Source organism: Azotosporobacter soli, from assembly GCF_030542965.1.
In the GTDB taxonomy this organism is placed as follows: domain Bacteria; phylum Bacillota; class Negativicutes; order SG130; family SG130; genus Azotosporobacter; species Azotosporobacter soli.
In genome coordinates this window covers 23,217-38,395 of sequence record NZ_JAUAOA010000008.1, presented here as the reverse complement: position 1 = coordinate 38,395, position 15,179 = coordinate 23,217, and the positions used below count along the sequence as shown (strand labels likewise).

The following is a 15,179-nucleotide window of genomic DNA, read 5'->3' as shown; positions in this document are numbered from 1 at the left end:
CTTCCGGGGCTAACGGAATTCATGGCAAAAATCTCATAGAGCTATTGTAATAAAAATAGCAGCTATTGTCAATAACTTTTACTTTTTATCACAGTCTTTTTTGCTGCACGCGCAGCAGCCACATTTTTAAGAGCGGCGTCGCGATTAGTAATAAAAAGAGCAAGCGAAATAATTGAAAGGCCACGATCGCGGAAAGATCCGCGCCGATCGTCATCGCGGTCAGGCTCATTTCCGCCATTCCGCCGGGCGCCATACTGAGAAACGCAGTCGCAATATCAAGACCGCCCCAGCGCTCCAGGAACCAGCCGAATCCCAGGCAAAGAAGCATCAGCGCGACCACATTCAAAATCGTATGCGGCAGCAATTTTCGCCAATTCTTCAAATCCGCCAGCTGTACCCTTGCTCCAGTATATGCGCCGACGGAAAGCTGCGCCGCATTTAGCCAGGGCTTGGGCGCCGGAGGCACGGGAAAACCGCTCAGCACGATACCGGCTGCCATCAAAATCGGGCCTAATAAGAAAGGCGTCGGCAAACGAAGAAAGCGGGCAATAAAACCGCCCAGCGCGATCAATGCCGCCAGTAGAACCACCTGCGGCAGAGAAAGCGTGATTTGTGAGCCCGGCAGTATCGCCACCGCTGCCGCAGTGCCGCCCAGACCTTTTATCGCAACGAACGGTACAACAAAGATTACCGCCAATAAGCGAAAGGTTTGCATGAATAAGACCACCGTCAAATCCGTCTCTTTGATCTCACGGCACAAGATCGTAACCTGTGACAAACCGCCGGGCAGCGTGCCGATCAAACCTGTCGCCAGCGAGATGCCCGTATGGCGATGCGTAAACCAGCCCAACAGCAGACTAAAGAGAATGACGCCAACCGTCGCCGCCAACATCGCGCCCAAATTGGCAGCGACATTCGCCAGCGTCGAAGGCGTAAAGGTACGCCCGACACTATAACCGATGACAAGCATCCCCGCATAGCAAAAGCTGACCGGCCAGCGCACCTTGCGCCGGGTTGTCGTATTCCAGAGCAGCAAAGCGGTGACGGCTCCCAGCATCCAAGGCAGCGGCATGGCACTGCAGGCAAATAAACTGCCGCCCAAAAGAGCCAGTACGCCCGTTTCAAGTATGACAAGCCTCATGTATAAAACACTTCCTTTAGATAGAGCCCTTGCGCCGGTGCTGTCATACCGGCCATTTTCCGATTGCGCGACTCGAGAATCAGCGGCATATCCGCCGCTTTTTTCCGACCGATGCCGATCGCGACGACCGTACCGACCAGGCAGCGAACCATATGATAGAGAAAGCCGTTGCCCCAAAAACGGAAAAGATATTCATCGCCGACAGCCTGAAGGCTTGCTTCGTAAATCGTCTTCACCGTATTAATCTGGTGACCGCCGGCGCCTTGGAACGCAGTGAAGTCATGCGTGCCTTCCACATAACGAAGCGCTTCTTGCATCGCGGCAAAATCCAGTTTACGGCTGTAGTGCCAGGTCAGGTCACGACGAAAAGGGTCCGGCTGTTTGCCATGGTACAATCGATATTCATAGACTTTGCTGGTCGCACTGTGCCGGGCATGAAAATCATCTGCAACCTCTTCGGCGCTGACAATCGAGATATCATTCGGCAGATGTCCGCGCGAGGCAAGCGGAATCCGTTCAGCCGGTATTGTTCCCGTCGTACGCAGGCTTATGGCCTGACCATAGGCATGAACCCCCGTATCGGTACGGCCCGAACCGGCGATTTTGATCGGATGTCCAAAGAGCGGCATCAAGCGGTCTTCCAGTACCTGTTGGACGCTCAGCGCATTTTCCTGCCATTGAAAACCGTGATAGGCCGTTCCCTGGTAGGCCACCACAATTTTTAAGTTCCGCTCTTTCACCATGGCAAAGTCTCCGGTTTCCATTTCAGGATCGCCAGAAGAAGGACGAGCAAAAAACTGGCCGCATAGGCAACGACGTCAAGCGATCCATGCTTCAATTCCTTCATGCGCGTGCGTGATTCGCCGCCGCGATAACAGCGCGCTTCCATTGCGATCGCCAATTCGTCGGCGCGTCGGAATGCGCTGATAAAAAGCGGAACCAAAAGCGGTACCATGCTTTTGGCGCGTTTAATCGGATTACCGGTAGAAAAATCGGCGCCTCTTGCCATCTGGGCTTTCATGATGCGATCCGTCTCTTCGAGTAGCGTAGGTATGAAGCGCAGCGCAATCGTCATCATCATTGCCAGCTCATGTGCAGGCAGGCCCATGCGACGGAACGGGTTCAGCAGCGTCTCGATGCCGTCCGTAAGAGCGATTGGCGAAGTGGTAAAGGTCAGTAGCGACGACATCAAGATCAGTAAAATCAAGCGCAGCGACATCAAGATGCCCTGGCGGATTCCTTCCTGCGTGATCGTGATGAATTTAGCACTATAAAGTACTGTACCGTTTGTCGTCAGGATATGAATCGCCAGCGTGAACGCAAGGATGACCCAAAGCGGGCGCACCGAACGGATCATCAAACGGGCAGAAATCCGGCCTAAGGCAATCGCCCCAACAGCAAAAAACATCAATATTCCATAAGCGGCATAATTTTCCGCCATAAAGATACTGCTGATGAAAACGAAAGTCGCTACGATTTTGCTGCGCGGATCGAGACGATGGATCACCGAGTCACCCGGCAGATATTGTCCTAACATAATGTCGCTTATCATTGCGGCTTCCTCCCCCCGGCTGCCAGGATGCTGCGCGCGCCTTCCACCACAGTCAGTGCTCCAACATCGGCGGCAATTCCGGCGGCGCATATTTTTTCCATTAACAGCGTAAGCGGTGGAACATCAAGGCCGCTTAGGCGCAGCTCAGCCTGCTGATGCTGGAAGATCTGCCGCGGGCTGTCATCTAATACGATTCTTCCTTTGTTCATTACAATCAGCCGCTTGGCCATGCGTGCGACATCTTCCATGTTATGCGTCACCAAAACAACACCCATGCCTGTGTCCTGATGCAGTTGCACGATTTGTCGGAAGATATCATCACGTCCCTTCGGATCAAGGCCCGCTGATGGTTCATCCAGAATCAAGTAACGCGGTTCAAGCGCTATAACGCCGGCAATTGCAACGCGGCGCATTTGCCCGCCGGAAAGCTGAAACGGCGAACGTTTGGCGAACTTGTCAAAATCCAGACGGACAAAGTCCATCGCCCGCCGGACGCGCTGTTCGATTTCTTCCGTCAGTAGCCCTTGGTTGCGCGGGCCAAAGGCAATATCATCATAAATCGTTTCTTCAAACAGCTGATGCTCCGGATACTGGAATACCATGCCGACCGAGTGGCGCGCCTTTTTCGCCTCTTCCGTCTTGGCGTGCAAATCCTGTCCGCCAACGCAAACACTGCCTTCGCTTGGTTTTAGCAAACCATTCAAGTGTTGCATCAACGTTGACTTTCCTGAACCGGTATGTCCGATCACCCCAACGAATTCTCCCGGTGCAATCGTCAGATCGATTTCCTTTAGCGCCGTTTGCGCCATTGGCGTATGCGCCATATAAGTGTAACTTACTTTCTCTACGTTTATCGACATAACGCCACCACCAGTTCCTCGTCCGTTATGATGTCAGGCGGCAACGCCATTTTCTCACACCGCAGCTGTTCCGCCATATCCGCGGCGACCGGAACATCAAGGCCCAGCGCTTTAAGGCGCTGCACTTGGCTGAAGACGGCGCGCGGCGTTCCTTCGAAAGCAATGCGGCCGCTGTCCATCACGACGACTCGATCCGCCTGTACCGCCTCTTCCATGAAATGAGTAATATAAATCACCGTGATATTTTCTTCACTGTGCAATTTTTTTACGGTTCGCAGCACTTCTTGCCGTCCTTTGGGATCGAGCATCGCGGTCGGTTCATCCAGGACCAGGCAGGTCGAATGCATCGCCAGTACGCCGGCAATCGCGACTCGTTGCTTCTGTCCGCCTGACAAAAGATGCGGGCTGTGACGGCGAAAATCCGTCATGCCGACCGCTTCCAACGCCTCACTCACGTTCTGCCGGATTCGCGCCGGTTCCATGCCCAGATTTTCCGGGCCGAAGGCGATATCTTCTTCTACGGTCGTCGCAACGATCTGGTTGTCCGGATTTTGAAAGACCATTCCCACCTGCTGACGGATTTGCCACAAGTGCTCCATCGCCTGCGTTGCCATCTTGTTTATTACGCACTCGCCGCTCGTAGGTAAAAGCAGCGCATTTAAATGCTTGGCCAGCGTCGATTTCCCGGAGCCATTGCTGCCAATGACTGCGACAAATTCGCCCTTACCGATTGTCAAATTTATATTTTCAAGTGCCTTTATCTCTACGCCGCCGTGTGAGACGTAAGAATGGCACAGATTTTTCACGCTTATAAAGTCGTTCATTCTAGCTTCCCCCTCAAATGGAGTGAATCTGATCTTTTTGGGGATGCAGCAAAAGGCGGCCTTTGCAGACCGCCTTCTTCAATGCACCGCAGCAATTTCGCTCTACGGCGAAATTGCGGTTATCCGCCGCTAACCGGTGGATAGACCAACAATAACCAGGCAGTCAACGCACCGTTACCGGACATTGACCACCTGGTTCAGTTCTTGGTTATTACACCAATTCCAAAATTGCCATGGGTGCTGCATCGCCGCGACGGGGTCCGAGTTTTAACACACGGGTGTAGCCGCCCTGACGGGTTGCGTATTTGGGTGCAATGGTTTCAAACAGTTTTGTAACTACTTCTTCGTCTAAGAGGTAAGACAACACCTGACGGCGGGCATGCAAGTCGCCGCGCTTAGCCAGAGTAATCAATTTCTCAGCGAGACCATTGATTTCCTTAGCTTTCGCTTCGGTTGTTTCAATGCGCTCGTATGCAAAGAAGGAAGTTAAGATGCTGCGAAACAACGCTTTACGGGCGCTGCTATCACGTCCCAACTTTCTGTAGGCCATTTTCTTCCCTCCCTTTATTCTTCAGTATCCCTGAGACCGAGGCCCAGTTCAACTAACTTTTTCTTAACTTCTTCCATGGATTTGCGACCAAGGTTGCGCACCTTCATCATATCGTCCTCACTGCGTTGAACCAAGTCGGCAACAGAATTGATGCCAGCCCGTTTCAGGCAATTGTAGGAACGAACCGACAAATCCAGGTCTTCGATCGTCATTTCCATGACTTTCGAATTGCCCTCTTCGACAACCTCGGTAAAGGTGCTGTCGAGGCCATCTTCTTCCACTGTCACGCCGGACAAGCCTTGGAACAGTTTCAAATGCGCAATCATGATATTGGCGGATTTGCTGACAGCCTCTTCCGGGCGCAAGCTTCCATCCGTCCAGACTTCCATCGTCAGTTTGTCATAGTCTGTGACATTGCCGACGCGGGTAGCCGTTACCTGATAGTTCACACGTTGAATCGGTGAGAAAATGGAGTCGATCGGAATAATTCCGATGACTTGATCAGGGCGTTTGTTCTTATCAGCAGGTACATAACCGCGACCACGCTCAACAGTGAGTTCCATGCGCAGCGAACCGCTGGAGTCTACGGTGGCGATATGCAATTCGGGATTCAGAACTTCCACATCCGCATCACAAAGGATGTCGGCTGCAGTCACTTCTTTCTCGCCTTGCACATCGATCCGAATAACCTTCAGTTCATCTGTGTGCATTTTAAGGCACAAGGTTTTCAAGTTGAGGATGATGTCGGTGACATCTTCCCGCACACCCGGGATCGTGGAGAACTCATGGAGAACGCCGTCAATCTTAACAGATGTGACAGCGGCACCAGGTAGCGAAGACAGGAGAATACGGCGAAGGCTGTTGCCCAGGGTGGTGCCGTATCCTCTTTCCAGAGGCTCGCAGACAAACTTGCCGTACCGGTTGTCTTCACTGATTTCCACGATTTCAATCTTCGGTTTTTCGATTTCCATCATGTGGATAAAACCCTCCTCTTTGCGTACTCTCAAGTTACGCTATACCCACGACTGAGGGCACAATGATGACGGTCCAGCAATTATCTGGAGTACAGTTCGACGATCAGATGCTCAGCAACCGGTGCGTCGATTTCTTCGCGAGCAGGGAGACGCAGAACTTTGCCGGTCATATCGGCAGCGTTCATTTCGAGCCAAGCCGGAACATTCTTGCCAGCCAGGTTCTCAGCGATTTCCTTAATCAACGGAGATTCTTTACTGCCTTCCGCCACTACGATGGTTTCATCGCTGCGTACCAAGTAAGACGGGATATCAACGCGATGGCCATTCACGAGGAAGTGACCATGACGGATCAATTGTCTTGCTTGCGTGCGGCTGTTGGCAAAGCCCAGACGGAAGACGACATTGTCGAGTCTTCTTTCCAGCAGTACCAACAAGTTTACGCCGGTAACGCCTTTTTGGCGATCCGCTTTTTCAAAATACTTGCGGAATTGACCTTCAAGTACGCCGTAGATACGACGAACTTTTTGTTTTTCACGCATTTGCACGCCGTACTCGGATACTTTTTTACGCGCTTGGCCTTGGCCATGTTGACCAGGAGCATAGGCGCGCTTAGCGAAAGCGCATTTATCACTGTAGCAGCGGTCGCCTTTGAGGTACAGCTTGACGCCTTCGCGACGACACAGTCTGCATACAGGTCCAATATATCTAGCCATGTCTGTTAAACACCTCCCGGTTTCCTTATACTCTTCTCCGCTTCGGCGGACGGCAGCCATTGTGCGGTACCGGAGTTACGTCTTTAATCAGCGCAACTTCCAGACCAGTGGCTTGCAGGGAACGGATTGCAGCCTCACGGCCTGATCCAGGACCCTTTACGAATACTTCGACTAATTTCAGACCATGCTCCATTGCAGCTTTAGCAGCTACTTCGGCAGCCATTTGGGCAGCAAAAGGAGTGCTTTTGCGGGAGCCTCTGAAACCCAGACCGCCGGCGCTTGCCCACGACAGGGCGTTGCCTTTGGTATCGGTGATTGTCACAATCGTGTTGTTGAAAGTCGAACGAATGTGAGCAATACCGGTTTCAATATTTTTACGTTCTTTACGTTTAGGTCTAACTGCTTTTTTAGCAACCACGCGTTATCCCTCCTTTACTACTTTTTGCGTTTCATACCGACAGCCCGCTTCGGACCTTTGCGCGTACGTGCATTGGTCTTGGTGCGTTGACCGCGAACCGGCAGACCCATACGATGCCGTCTGCCGCGATAGCAGCCGATCTCGATGAGACGTTTAATGTTGAGTTGTTCTTCCCGACGCAGGTCGCCTTCTACTTTGTAATTTTTGTCAATTACTTCACGCAGTTTGGCAACTTCTTCTTCCGTGAGGTCACGGGTACGGGTATCCGGACTGATTCCGGTCGTCACTAAGATTTCCTTAGCAAAGGTGTTTCCGATACCGAAAATGTATGTTAATGCAATTTCGATTCTCTTATCACGCGGTAAGTCTACCCCGGCAATACGTGCCATGCAGCTTGCACCTCCTATCTTTATCCTTGTTTTTGTTTATGCTTGGGATTCTCGCAAATCACCATTACGTTTCCATGGCGTTTGATAACCTTGCACTTTTCACAAATGGGTTTGACCGAAGGTCTTACTTTCATTTGCCTTGTCCTCCTTTTCATTGCTTGCGGAATCCGAACGCCTGCCGCGAATCCGCTATTTGAAACGGTAGGTAATCCGGCCACGCTTTAAATCATAAGGCGTGAGTTCCACAGTTACTCGATCTCCAGGCAGAATCCGAATAAAATTCATGCGGATCTTGCCGGATACATGAGCCAGTATTACATGCCCATTTTCCAGTTCTACTTGGAACATCGCATTCGGCAAGGCTTCGATAATCTTGCCTTCAACCTCGATAACATCCTGCTTGGACACGAGAATCCCCCCTCGACCGCTTCTTAAAATCATTTAGGATCTGGCGGACGTCTTCGTCGCTGAGCGTATCAGCGTTGATCTTGTCCAGCCACTCCTCATCACTATACCCTAGAGTTTTTACATGCCGGCGCTGTTTCGTCTTAGGCTCGCTCAGCTTCCGCCGCCGACCGTCGGCCAGCAGCATCCACTTATCCTTTGCTCCGACGACGAGATACCACCTTCCGATATCTCTTCCGGCAATACTTTCCACCAGTTGGCCAACTGTCAATGTCTTACCTGGCACCCGAGTTGCCTCCTATAGCTTGGTCAAAATCTCCGGCTGACCATCGGTGATGGCGATGGTGTGCTCAAAATGAGCGGAACGCTTGCCGTCCCGAGTCACCACCGTCCAATCATCCGCTAAGGTCTTCACTTCATGAGTGCCCAGGTTAACCATCGGCTCTATGGCCAAAGTCATGCCTGATTTCAAGCGCGGGCCGCGGCCAGGTGGCCCATAATTGGGAACCTGGGGATCTTCATGCATGTTGCGTCCAATACCATGTCCAACATAGTCTCGCACAACGCCGAAACCAAACTGATTACAGTGGGATTCGACAGCGTGAGAAATGTCGCTTAACCGATTGCCGGCCACAGCCTTTTCGATGCCTTTGAACAAAGACTCTTCCGTTACTTGCAAAAGCTTTTGCACTTCAGCATCCACTTCACCGATCGGGACAGTGATTGCAGCATCGCCGTTATAACCGTTGATGACTGCGCCAACATCAATACTGATATTGTCACCGCTTTTCAGTTTCCGTGGTCCGGGAATTCCATGCACCACCTCTTCGTTGACGGAAGCGCATATCGTTCCCGGAAAACCGTGATATCCTTTGAAGGCAGGAATCGCACCGCGACCTCGGATATATTTTTCGGCAATATGATCCAGTTCCAGCGTAGTGACTCCGGGTTTGACAGCTTTTTTTACCTCAGCCAGGGTTTCCGCTACGATCTGTCCGGCATCACGCAGGTAACTAATCTCCCGCTCTGATTTTAGGATGATCATAACTATTCGCCCCTCAGGCTTGTGACGATATCCGCCAACACCTTATCAATAGATTGAAGTCCATCGATTTCAGTATAGATTCCCTTGTCTTGGTAATACTGGATCAGTGGTTTTGTCTGGTCCAGATAAACGGTTAACCGCTTGGTTACCGTTTCCTCGTTATCGTCGGCGCGCTGATACAGCTCACCGCCGCATTTGTCGCAAGTTTCGCCTTTTTGCGAAGGATTGAACATTACATGGAATGTAGCGCCGCAACCTTTGCAAATTCGGCGCCCCGTCAAACGAGCTACCAATTCTTCCGTCGGAACGGTGATATTGACAACTTTGCTGCCATTGATGCGAAGCTCAGCCAAGGTTTGATCCAAAGCGTTCGCCTGCTCAAGGGTCCGCGGGAAGCCGTCCAGGATAAAGCCTTTTGAGCAGTCATCCTGTGCCAACCGTTCCTTGACAATACCGATGGTCACACTGTCGGGTACCAGCTGGCCGGCATCCATACAGGCTTTCGCCTGTTTGCCGAGCTCAGTCTGTTCTTTGACGGCGGCGCGAAACATGTCACCGGTGGAAATGTGCGGAATAGCAAACTTGCTTACCAGCTCGGCCGCCTGTGTGCCTTTACCGGCGCCAGGCGGGCCCATTAACAGGATATACATGGTACGCTCCCCCTTACTTCATGAACCCTTGGTAATGACGCATCAGGACAAGGGCTTCGATCTGTTTCATGGTGTCGAGAGCAACCCCGACAACGATCAACAGTGCGGTTCCGCCAAAATATACCCCTTGAATATTGGTCGCGCTAGCTACCACGTTAGGCAGCAATGCAATGAATGCAAGGAAAATAGCGCCGGCCAGGGTAATTCTGGTCATTACGCGATCCAGATATTCAGCAGTCGGTTTACCCGGGCGTAGTCCTGGAATAAAACCGCCGTGTTTTTTCATGTTCTCTGCCATATCCGATATGTTCATAGTGACCGCAGTGTAAAAATACGTGAAAAAGATGATCAGCAGCGCGTACAGACAAGACTGTAGCGGCGTGCCCCACGCAAAATACCCTGCCGCTGTTTTTACCCATGGGATGTCAATAAACTGGGCAATAGTCACCGGGAACATCAGCACGGATGACGCAAAGATGATCGGAATCACACCCGCTTGGTTGACCCGGAGCGGAATGTGAGTAGAATGGCCGCCATGCATTTTCCGTCCAACCATCCGTTTGGCATACTGGACGGGAATGCGGCGCTGACCCTGCTGAATTGCAATAACCAACAGTATCATGGCCACTGAGATAACCAAGAATAAAACAACATTGAAAATGTTGATCGTTCCAGCCATCAAATATTGATAGATCGTGTACAGACCTTCCGGTAAACGAGAAACGATACCGGCAAAGATAATGAGCGAAATGCCATTACCGATGCCTTTTTCAGTGATCTGCTCTCCTAGCCACATCAGGAACGTGGTTCCCGCAGTCAGCGTAATCGCAACTAACAAAATCGAACCGATACCTGGGTTAATGATGGCGGCCTTTAAGCCAAATGCCATACCAATCGCTTGGACAAAGCCCAACAGGACCGTGCCGTAACGCGTAACCTGGGTAATCTTCTTGCGGCCTTCATCGCCTTCTTTGGACCAACTTTCAAAAGTGGGAACAACGACGGTAAGAAGCTGCATGATAATGGAAGCGTTGATGTAAGGAGTGATGCTCATTGCAAACACCGAAAATTTACTCAAGGCGCCGCCGGCGAACAAGTCGAGCAGGCCAAACAGGTTACCTTGTGTAAACATTTGCTCGATAACGGCCGCATTCACGCCTGGTACGGGAATATGGGTACCAAGGCGGAATACCATGAACATGGCCAGAGTAAATACTACCTTCTGTCTGAGTTCTGCAATTTTGACAATGTTGGCAAGGGCAGCAAGCACCTAGACCACCTCGACTTTTCCGCCAGCAGCTTTGATTTTTTCTTCTGCCGACTTAGTAAAGCCATTGGCAATTACGGTCAGGGACTTGGTCAATTCACCATTGCCAAGAATACGCACGCCATCGCATACGTTTTTCAAAATACCGGCTTCGATCAGAGCCACAGGATCAACTGTCGCGCCGTCTTCAAACCGATTCAGTGTTTCTACGTTAACTTCAGCAAACTCTTTGCCAAATTTATTGTAGAAACCACGCTTCGGCAAACGACGGTACAGCGGCATTTGACCACCCTCGAATCCAGAGCGAACACCGCCGCCGGAACGAGAGTTCTGACCTTTGTGACCTTTGCCGGAGGTTTTACCCAGACCGGAACCGAGGCCACGGCCTACACGAGTGCGCACTTTCTTAGAACCAGGCGCGGGAGCTAATTCGTGTAATTTCATCATTAGCGCCTCCTCTCAACTTAGTCTTGTACTTCTTCTACAGTAACCAGATGCTCCACCTTGCGAACCATGCCGCGAATGGCTGGAGTACCTTCTTTTGTTACTGAGCTATTCATTTTATTCAGGCCCAAAGCTTTTACGGTAGCCCGTTGATCTTCTGGGCGGCCGATAAGGCTTCTGGTCAGAGTGATGTTCAGCTTAGCCATGATACTTCCTCCTTAACCCAAAAGTTCCTGAACGGTTTTGCCGCGCAGTGCAGCTACTTCTTCCGCCCGCTTCAGTTGCGACAGACCCGTCAGAGTTGCACGCACCATGTTGTTGGCATTGGAAGAACCGAGGGATTTGGTAAGGATGTCATGGACACCAGCCAGTTCCAATACGGCACGGGCCGGACCGCCGGCAATAACACCAGTACCTTCAGACGCAGGCTTCATCAACACTTTACCAGCGCCGAAAACACCCATTACCTGGTGAGGGATGGTGGTACCAACCAGAGGCACCTTAATCAGATTTTTCTTTGCGTCTTCAACGCCTTTGCGGATTGCTTCCGGAACTTCACCGGCTTTCCCCAGTCCAGCGCCTACGTGGCCGTTCTCGTCGCCGACAACTACCAGAGCACTGAAGGAGAAACGACGACCGCCCTTAACAACCTTGGCAACCCGGTTTATGAAGACAACCTTCTCTTTTAATTCAAGAGTAGTGTAGTCAATTCTGGCCATTGCGTTACCTCCTTTGTATTAGAATTCGAGTCCAGCTTCGCGAGCTGCTGCAGCCAATGCTGCGACCCGTCCGTGATAAATGAAACCGCCGCGGTCAAACACGACTGCTTTCAAGCCTTTTGCCACCGCACGTTTGGCGATGAGTGTGCCAACTGCCTTTGCAGCTTCGATATTGCCGCCTTGCGCCAAACCAAGTTCTTTGTCTTGGCTGCTAGCAGCAAGCAACGTAGTGCCTGCAACGTCATCAATCAGTTGCACATAAATGTTCTTTAAGCTACGGTATACGTTCAAACGCGGTCTTTCCGCAGTACCTTTGACGGTTTTGCGTACGCGCAGATGACGTTTTTTCCGTGCTACATTTTTAGATTGCTTGTGAATCAACGTGGTCACTCCTTTCACTCAAGGTTTTCTTAACCCGTTTTATTTCTTGCCTTTACCGCCAGCTTTACCGACTTTACGACGGACAACTTCGCCCTCGTAACGAACGCCTTTGCCTTTATAAGGTTCGGGTTCGCGGTATTTGCGGATATTAGCAGCCAGTGCACCCACGGCTTCTTTATCGGTACCGGATACAACAATCTTGTTGGGAGCCGGTACGTCGATGCTGAGACCTTGAGGCGGCTCTACTTCCACGGGATGGGAAAAGCCCAGGGTCAAAGCCAGCTTGTTGCCGGATTTAGCCGCTCTGTAACCAACGCCAACGATTTCAAGAGTTTTAGTAAACCCTTGCGTTACGCCGACAACCATGTTGGAAATCAAAGTACGGCTCAAGCCGTGCAGGGATCTATGTTCTTTTTGGTCGCTAGGACGATCTACTGTCAGCACATTGTCTTCCAGTTTCAGAATCATATCCTTATGGATCGTTCTGCTCAGTTCGCCTTTCGGACCTTTAACAGCTACCAGATTGCTTTCATCGATTGTGACGGTTACGCCCGCAGGAATCGCAATCGGCATTCTACCAATTCTTGACATATTCGCACCTCCTAACTAGCAAAATTACCAAACGTAAGCGAGGACTTCGCCGCCCAAGCCTTCGCGGCGCGCCGTTTTATCGGTCATGATCCCCTTCGAGGTGGAGATGATGGCGATACCCAAGCCGCCCAGTACACGGGGCAGTTGGTCTTTTTTGGCATAAACCCGCAAACCGGGCTTAGAAATCCGCTTCAGGCCGGTAATTACCTTTTCGCGGTTAGGACCGTACTTAAGGCTAACCTTCAGTACACCTTGCTTGCTATCTTGAATCATCTCGTAACCTTTGACAAAGCCTTCCTCTTTGAGGATGACGGCCACAGCTTCTTTAATTTTCGAAGCCGGGATTTCTACTTTGTCATGATATACCGAGTTGGCGTTGCGGATACGAGTCAGCATATCGGCAATCGGATCGGTCATTACCATAGAATACAACCTCCTTCCAGTTCAAGTCGAGTTTTACCAGCTTGCCTTCGTTACTCCCGGAATGACGCCTTTGTAGCTCAATTCGCGGAAGCAGATACGGCACATTTCGAATTTACGCAGATAACCGTGCGGGCGTCCACAAACTTTACATCTGTTGTGATGACGAACCTTGAATTTAGGTTCACGGCTCCATTTTTCAATCATTGACTTCTTGGCCACAAATGTCCCTCCTCTCTATGCGCTAAACGGCATGCCCATGAGTCTTAACAGCTCGCGAGCTTCTTCGTCGGTTTTAGCAGTGGTAACGATAATAATATCCATACCACGCATTTTGTCGACTTTGTCATAATCGATTTCCGGGAACATTAACTGCTCTTTTACGCCCATGGAATAGTTGCCACGGCCGTCAAAGGAGTTAGGGTTTACACCACGGAAGTCGCGCACCCGAGGCAGAGCGATGTTGATCAGCTTGTCTACGAAATGGTACATGCGTTCCCCGCGCAGGGTCACTTTTGCACCAATCGGCATGCCTTCACGAATCTTAAATGCTGCCAAGGATTTTTTTGCTCTGGTCACGATCGGCTTTTGGCCGGCGATCAGAGTCATATCAGCGAGAGCAGCGTCCATGGCCTTAGGGTTGCCTACGGCTTCGCCTACGCCCATGTTTAAAACGACTTTATCGACTCTCGGGATTTCCATTACGTTCTTGTAGCCAAACTTTTCCATCATGGCTTTGGCCACTTCTGTATTGTACATTTCTTTCAGTCTAACCAAGTGAAGCTACCTCCTTTCTGCGTGTCGGCTTTACTTGTCAATGATTTCGCCGCACTTCTTGCAGGTCCGAGCCATGGCGCCGCTGGCCAGTGCGGTTTTCTTAATGCGGGTTGCTTTGTCGCAGGAAGGGCATACTAGCTGAACCTTTGCGGAGTGCATAGCAGCTTCCTTGACAATGATGCCGCCTTGAGGCATGCTTTGGCTTGGTTTCGTGTGACGCTTCACTTTGTTGACGCCCTCTACTACCAATTTGCCTTTTTTCGGCAGTGCCTCGATGACTTTGCCTTTTTTGCCTTTATCTTTACCTGACAAAACAAGAACTGTGTCACCTTTTTTAACGTGCAGCTTATTTGTTTCTGACAATTCCGGACACCTCCTAGCTTAGATTACTTCCGGTGCCAGCGAGATGATTTTCATGAAATCTTTATCGCGCAGTTCTCTCGCCACCGGTCCGAAAATACGAGTACCTCTCGGGCTTTTGTCTTCTTTGATAATGACGGCAGCGTTTTCATCAAAACGAATGTAAGAACCGTCTGGACGGCGCGCGCCTTTTTTAGTGCGTACCACTACGGCTTTAACTACATCGCCTTTTTTTACAGCACCGCCAGGAGAAGCAACTTTTACAGCTGCTACAATAATATCGCCGATATTGGCATATCTACGGTAAGAACCGCCGAGAACACGGATGCACATGATTTGCTTGGCACCACTGTTATCACCAACAACGAGCATAGACTGTTGCTGAATCATTCCTATTCCCTCCTTTTCGAGGTCGAACCCCTGTTATTGAGCCTTTTGAATTACCGTAACGACTCTCCAGCGTTTTTCTTTCGAAAGCGGGCGAGTCTCCATGATTTCAACGGTGTCGCCAGTATGGCATTCGTTGTTTTCATCATGAGCCTTGAACTTGATCGTTTGCTTCATGGCTTTCTTGTAGAGCGGATGTTGAACCAAACGTTCTACAGCAACCACTACAGTCTTGTCCATTTTATCGCTAACGACCTTGCCAATGCGGGTCTTGCGCTCATTTCTATCCATCGTGTTTTCGCTCACGTAAAA

Annotated in this window: 26 protein-coding genes; all 26 read right to left on the bottom strand. The window is 50.7% G+C overall.

The window, feature by feature from the left end; genetic code table 11:
• Positions 1–88: 88 nt before the first annotated feature.
• Positions 89–1,141 (bottom strand): AbrB family transcriptional regulator, encoded by a 1,053-nt coding sequence (locus tag QTL79_RS09325; RefSeq protein WP_346354699.1) that lies wholly within the window; start codon positions 1,139–1,141, stop codon positions 89–91.
• Positions 1,138–1,905: a tRNA pseudouridine(38-40) synthase TruA gene (gene truA / locus QTL79_RS09320; protein ID WP_346354698.1), complete on the bottom strand. Its 768-nt coding sequence runs from the start codon at positions 1,903–1,905 to the stop codon at positions 1,138–1,140. The genes QTL79_RS09325 and truA overlap by 4 nt, the downstream gene beginning before the upstream one ends.
• Positions 1,878–2,693, bottom strand: coding sequence for an energy-coupling factor transporter transmembrane component T family protein (locus QTL79_RS09315; RefSeq protein WP_346354697.1), 816 nt, complete (start codon positions 2,691–2,693; stop codon positions 1,878–1,880). The genes truA and QTL79_RS09315 overlap by 28 nt, the downstream gene beginning before the upstream one ends.
• A complete protein-coding gene (locus QTL79_RS09310; protein ID WP_346354696.1) occupies positions 2,690–3,553 on the bottom strand; it encodes an energy-coupling factor transporter ATPase in 864 nt (287 codons plus the stop codon). Before QTL79_RS09310 ends, QTL79_RS09315 begins: the two co-directional genes overlap by 4 nt.
• Positions 3,544–4,377, bottom strand: a complete 834-nt coding sequence (locus tag QTL79_RS09305) for an energy-coupling factor transporter ATPase (protein ID WP_346354695.1) — start codon at positions 4,375–4,377, stop codon at positions 3,544–3,546. Before QTL79_RS09305 ends, QTL79_RS09310 begins: the two co-directional genes overlap by 10 nt.
• A 211-nt stretch (positions 4,378–4,588) precedes the next feature.
• Positions 4,589–4,927, bottom strand: a complete 339-nt coding sequence (gene rplQ / locus QTL79_RS09300; protein ID WP_346354694.1) for a 50S ribosomal protein L17 — start codon at positions 4,925–4,927, stop codon at positions 4,589–4,591.
• 14 nt (positions 4,928–4,941) lie between these two features.
• The gene (locus tag QTL79_RS09295; protein ID WP_346354693.1) at positions 4,942–5,901 is read right to left on the bottom strand and encodes a DNA-directed RNA polymerase subunit alpha; all 960 of its coding nucleotides are present in this window, start codon (positions 5,899–5,901) and stop codon (positions 4,942–4,944) included.
• A gap of 80 nt (positions 5,902–5,981) precedes the next feature.
• The gene (gene rpsD / locus QTL79_RS09290; protein ID WP_346354692.1) at positions 5,982–6,614 is read right to left on the bottom strand and encodes a 30S ribosomal protein S4; all 633 of its coding nucleotides are present in this window, start codon (positions 6,612–6,614) and stop codon (positions 5,982–5,984) included.
• 25 nt (positions 6,615–6,639) lie between these two features.
• Positions 6,640–7,032 (bottom strand): 30S ribosomal protein S11, encoded by a 393-nt coding sequence (rpsK, locus tag QTL79_RS09285; protein WP_346354691.1) that lies wholly within the window; start codon positions 7,030–7,032, stop codon positions 6,640–6,642.
• 17 nt (positions 7,033–7,049) lie between these two features.
• Positions 7,050–7,421, bottom strand: a complete 372-nt coding sequence (rpsM, locus tag QTL79_RS09280; RefSeq protein ID WP_346354690.1) for a 30S ribosomal protein S13 — start codon at positions 7,419–7,421, stop codon at positions 7,050–7,052.
• Positions 7,422–7,441: 20 nt separating this feature from the next.
• On the bottom strand, positions 7,442–7,555 hold the full coding sequence (rpmJ, locus tag QTL79_RS09275) for a 50S ribosomal protein L36 (protein WP_054259363.1): 114 nt from the start codon (positions 7,553–7,555) through the stop codon (positions 7,442–7,444).
• A 55-nt stretch (positions 7,556–7,610) separates the two neighbouring features.
• Positions 7,611–7,829 (bottom strand): translation initiation factor IF-1, encoded by a 219-nt coding sequence (gene infA / locus QTL79_RS09270; protein ID WP_346354689.1) that lies wholly within the window; start codon positions 7,827–7,829, stop codon positions 7,611–7,613.
• A gap of 295 nt (positions 7,830–8,124) precedes the next feature.
• Positions 8,125–8,871 (bottom strand): type I methionyl aminopeptidase, encoded by a 747-nt coding sequence (gene map, locus QTL79_RS09265; RefSeq protein WP_346354688.1) that lies wholly within the window; start codon positions 8,869–8,871, stop codon positions 8,125–8,127.
• A gap of 2 nt (positions 8,872–8,873) precedes the next feature.
• Complete coding sequence (locus tag QTL79_RS09260; RefSeq protein WP_346354687.1) at positions 8,874–9,521, bottom strand: adenylate kinase; 648 nt, start codon at positions 9,519–9,521, stop codon at positions 8,874–8,876.
• 13 nt (positions 9,522–9,534) lie between these two features.
• Complete coding sequence (secY, locus tag QTL79_RS09255) at positions 9,535–10,791, bottom strand: preprotein translocase subunit SecY (RefSeq protein WP_346354686.1); 1,257 nt, start codon at positions 10,789–10,791, stop codon at positions 9,535–9,537.
• Positions 10,792–11,232 (bottom strand): 50S ribosomal protein L15, encoded by a 441-nt coding sequence (rplO, locus tag QTL79_RS09250; RefSeq protein WP_346354795.1) that lies wholly within the window; start codon positions 11,230–11,232, stop codon positions 10,792–10,794.
• A 20-nt stretch (positions 11,233–11,252) separates the two neighbouring features.
• Positions 11,253–11,438 (bottom strand): 50S ribosomal protein L30, encoded by a 186-nt coding sequence (rpmD, locus tag QTL79_RS09245; RefSeq protein ID WP_346354685.1) that lies wholly within the window; start codon positions 11,436–11,438, stop codon positions 11,253–11,255.
• 12 nt (positions 11,439–11,450) lie between these two features.
• A complete protein-coding gene (rpsE, locus tag QTL79_RS09240) occupies positions 11,451–11,951 on the bottom strand; it encodes a 30S ribosomal protein S5 (protein WP_346354684.1) in 501 nt (166 codons plus the stop codon).
• Positions 11,952–11,969: 18 nt separating this feature from the next.
• A complete protein-coding gene (gene rplR / locus QTL79_RS09235; RefSeq protein ID WP_346354683.1) occupies positions 11,970–12,332 on the bottom strand; it encodes a 50S ribosomal protein L18 in 363 nt (120 codons plus the stop codon).
• 39 nt (positions 12,333–12,371) lie between these two features.
• Positions 12,372–12,923 (bottom strand): 50S ribosomal protein L6, encoded by a 552-nt coding sequence (gene rplF, locus QTL79_RS09230; protein WP_346354682.1) that lies wholly within the window; start codon positions 12,921–12,923, stop codon positions 12,372–12,374.
• A gap of 24 nt (positions 12,924–12,947) precedes the next feature.
• Complete coding sequence (gene rpsH, locus QTL79_RS09225; protein WP_346354681.1) at positions 12,948–13,346, bottom strand: 30S ribosomal protein S8; 399 nt, start codon at positions 13,344–13,346, stop codon at positions 12,948–12,950.
• 33 nt (positions 13,347–13,379) lie between these two features.
• On the bottom strand, positions 13,380–13,565 hold the full coding sequence (locus QTL79_RS09220; RefSeq protein ID WP_346354680.1) for a type Z 30S ribosomal protein S14: 186 nt from the start codon (positions 13,563–13,565) through the stop codon (positions 13,380–13,382).
• A gap of 15 nt (positions 13,566–13,580) precedes the next feature.
• Positions 13,581–14,120, bottom strand: a complete 540-nt coding sequence (rplE, locus tag QTL79_RS09215; RefSeq protein ID WP_346354679.1) for a 50S ribosomal protein L5 — start codon at positions 14,118–14,120, stop codon at positions 13,581–13,583.
• Positions 14,121–14,150: 30 nt separating this feature from the next.
• Positions 14,151–14,483 carry a 50S ribosomal protein L24 gene (rplX, locus tag QTL79_RS09210; protein WP_346354678.1) on the bottom strand — a complete coding sequence of 111 codons (333 nt, stop codon included), beginning with the start codon at positions 14,481–14,483 and terminating at the stop codon, positions 14,151–14,153.
• Positions 14,484–14,501: 18 nt separating this feature from the next.
• Positions 14,502–14,870 (bottom strand): 50S ribosomal protein L14, encoded by a 369-nt coding sequence (rplN, locus tag QTL79_RS09205; protein WP_346354677.1) that lies wholly within the window; start codon positions 14,868–14,870, stop codon positions 14,502–14,504.
• A 33-nt stretch (positions 14,871–14,903) separates the two neighbouring features.
• Positions 14,904–15,158, bottom strand: coding sequence for a 30S ribosomal protein S17 (gene rpsQ, locus QTL79_RS09200; protein WP_346354794.1), 255 nt, complete (start codon positions 15,156–15,158; stop codon positions 14,904–14,906).
• Positions 15,159–15,179: the final 21 nt, after the last annotated feature.

What these genes read in the sequence shown, in the direction of transcription:
- QTL79_RS09325 (WP_346354699.1), bottom strand. Translation starts at nt 1,141, where the DNA reads ATGAGGCTTGTCATACTTGAAACGGGCGTACTGGCTCTTTTGGGCGGC.
- truA (WP_346354698.1), bottom strand. Translation starts at nt 1,905, where the DNA reads ATGGAAACCGGAGACTTTGCCATGGTGAAAGAGCGGAACTTAAAAATT.
- QTL79_RS09315 (WP_346354697.1), bottom strand. Translation starts at nt 2,693, where the DNA reads ATGATAAGCGACATTATGTTAGGACAATATCTGCCGGGTGACTCGGTG.
- QTL79_RS09310 (WP_346354696.1), bottom strand. Translation starts at nt 3,553, where the DNA reads ATGTCGATAAACGTAGAGAAAGTAAGTTACACTTATATGGCGCATACG.
- QTL79_RS09305 (WP_346354695.1), bottom strand. Translation starts at nt 4,377, where the DNA reads ATGAACGACTTTATAAGCGTGAAAAATCTGTGCCATTCTTACGTCTCA.
- rplQ (WP_346354694.1), bottom strand. Translation starts at nt 4,927, where the DNA reads ATGGCCTACAGAAAGTTGGGACGTGATAGCAGCGCCCGTAAAGCGTTG.
- QTL79_RS09295 (WP_346354693.1), bottom strand. Translation starts at nt 5,901, where the DNA reads ATGATGGAAATCGAAAAACCGAAGATTGAAATCGTGGAAATCAGTGAA.
- rpsD (WP_346354692.1), bottom strand. Translation starts at nt 6,614, where the DNA reads ATGGCTAGATATATTGGACCTGTATGCAGACTGTGTCGTCGCGAAGGC.
- rpsM (WP_346354690.1), bottom strand. Translation starts at nt 7,421, where the DNA reads ATGGCACGTATTGCCGGGGTAGACTTACCGCGTGATAAGAGAATCGAA.
- rpmJ (WP_054259363.1), bottom strand. Translation starts at nt 7,555, where the DNA reads ATGAAAGTAAGACCTTCGGTCAAACCCATTTGTGAAAAGTGCAAGGTT.
- map (WP_346354688.1), bottom strand. Translation starts at nt 8,871, where the DNA reads ATGATCATCCTAAAATCAGAGCGGGAGATTAGTTACCTGCGTGATGCC.
- QTL79_RS09260 (WP_346354687.1), bottom strand. Translation starts at nt 9,521, where the DNA reads ATGTATATCCTGTTAATGGGCCCGCCTGGCGCCGGTAAAGGCACACAG.
- rplO (WP_346354795.1), bottom strand. Translation starts at nt 11,232, where the DNA reads ATGAAATTACACGAATTAGCTCCCGCGCCTGGTTCTAAGAAAGTGCGC.
- rpmD (WP_346354685.1), bottom strand. Translation starts at nt 11,438, where the DNA reads ATGGCTAAGCTGAACATCACTCTGACCAGAAGCCTTATCGGCCGCCCA.
- rpsE (WP_346354684.1), bottom strand. Translation starts at nt 11,951, where the DNA reads ATGGCCAGAATTGACTACACTACTCTTGAATTAAAAGAGAAGGTTGTC.
- rplF (WP_346354682.1), bottom strand. Translation starts at nt 12,923, where the DNA reads ATGTCAAGAATTGGTAGAATGCCGATTGCGATTCCTGCGGGCGTAACC.
- rpsH (WP_346354681.1), bottom strand. Translation starts at nt 13,346, where the DNA reads ATGGTAATGACCGATCCGATTGCCGATATGCTGACTCGTATCCGCAAC.
- rplN (WP_346354677.1), bottom strand. Translation starts at nt 14,870, where the DNA reads ATGATTCAGCAACAGTCTATGCTCGTTGTTGGTGATAACAGTGGTGCC.
- rpsQ (WP_346354794.1), bottom strand. Translation starts at nt 15,158, where the DNA reads ATGGATAGAAATGAGCGCAAGACCCGCATTGGCAAGGTCGTTAGCGAT.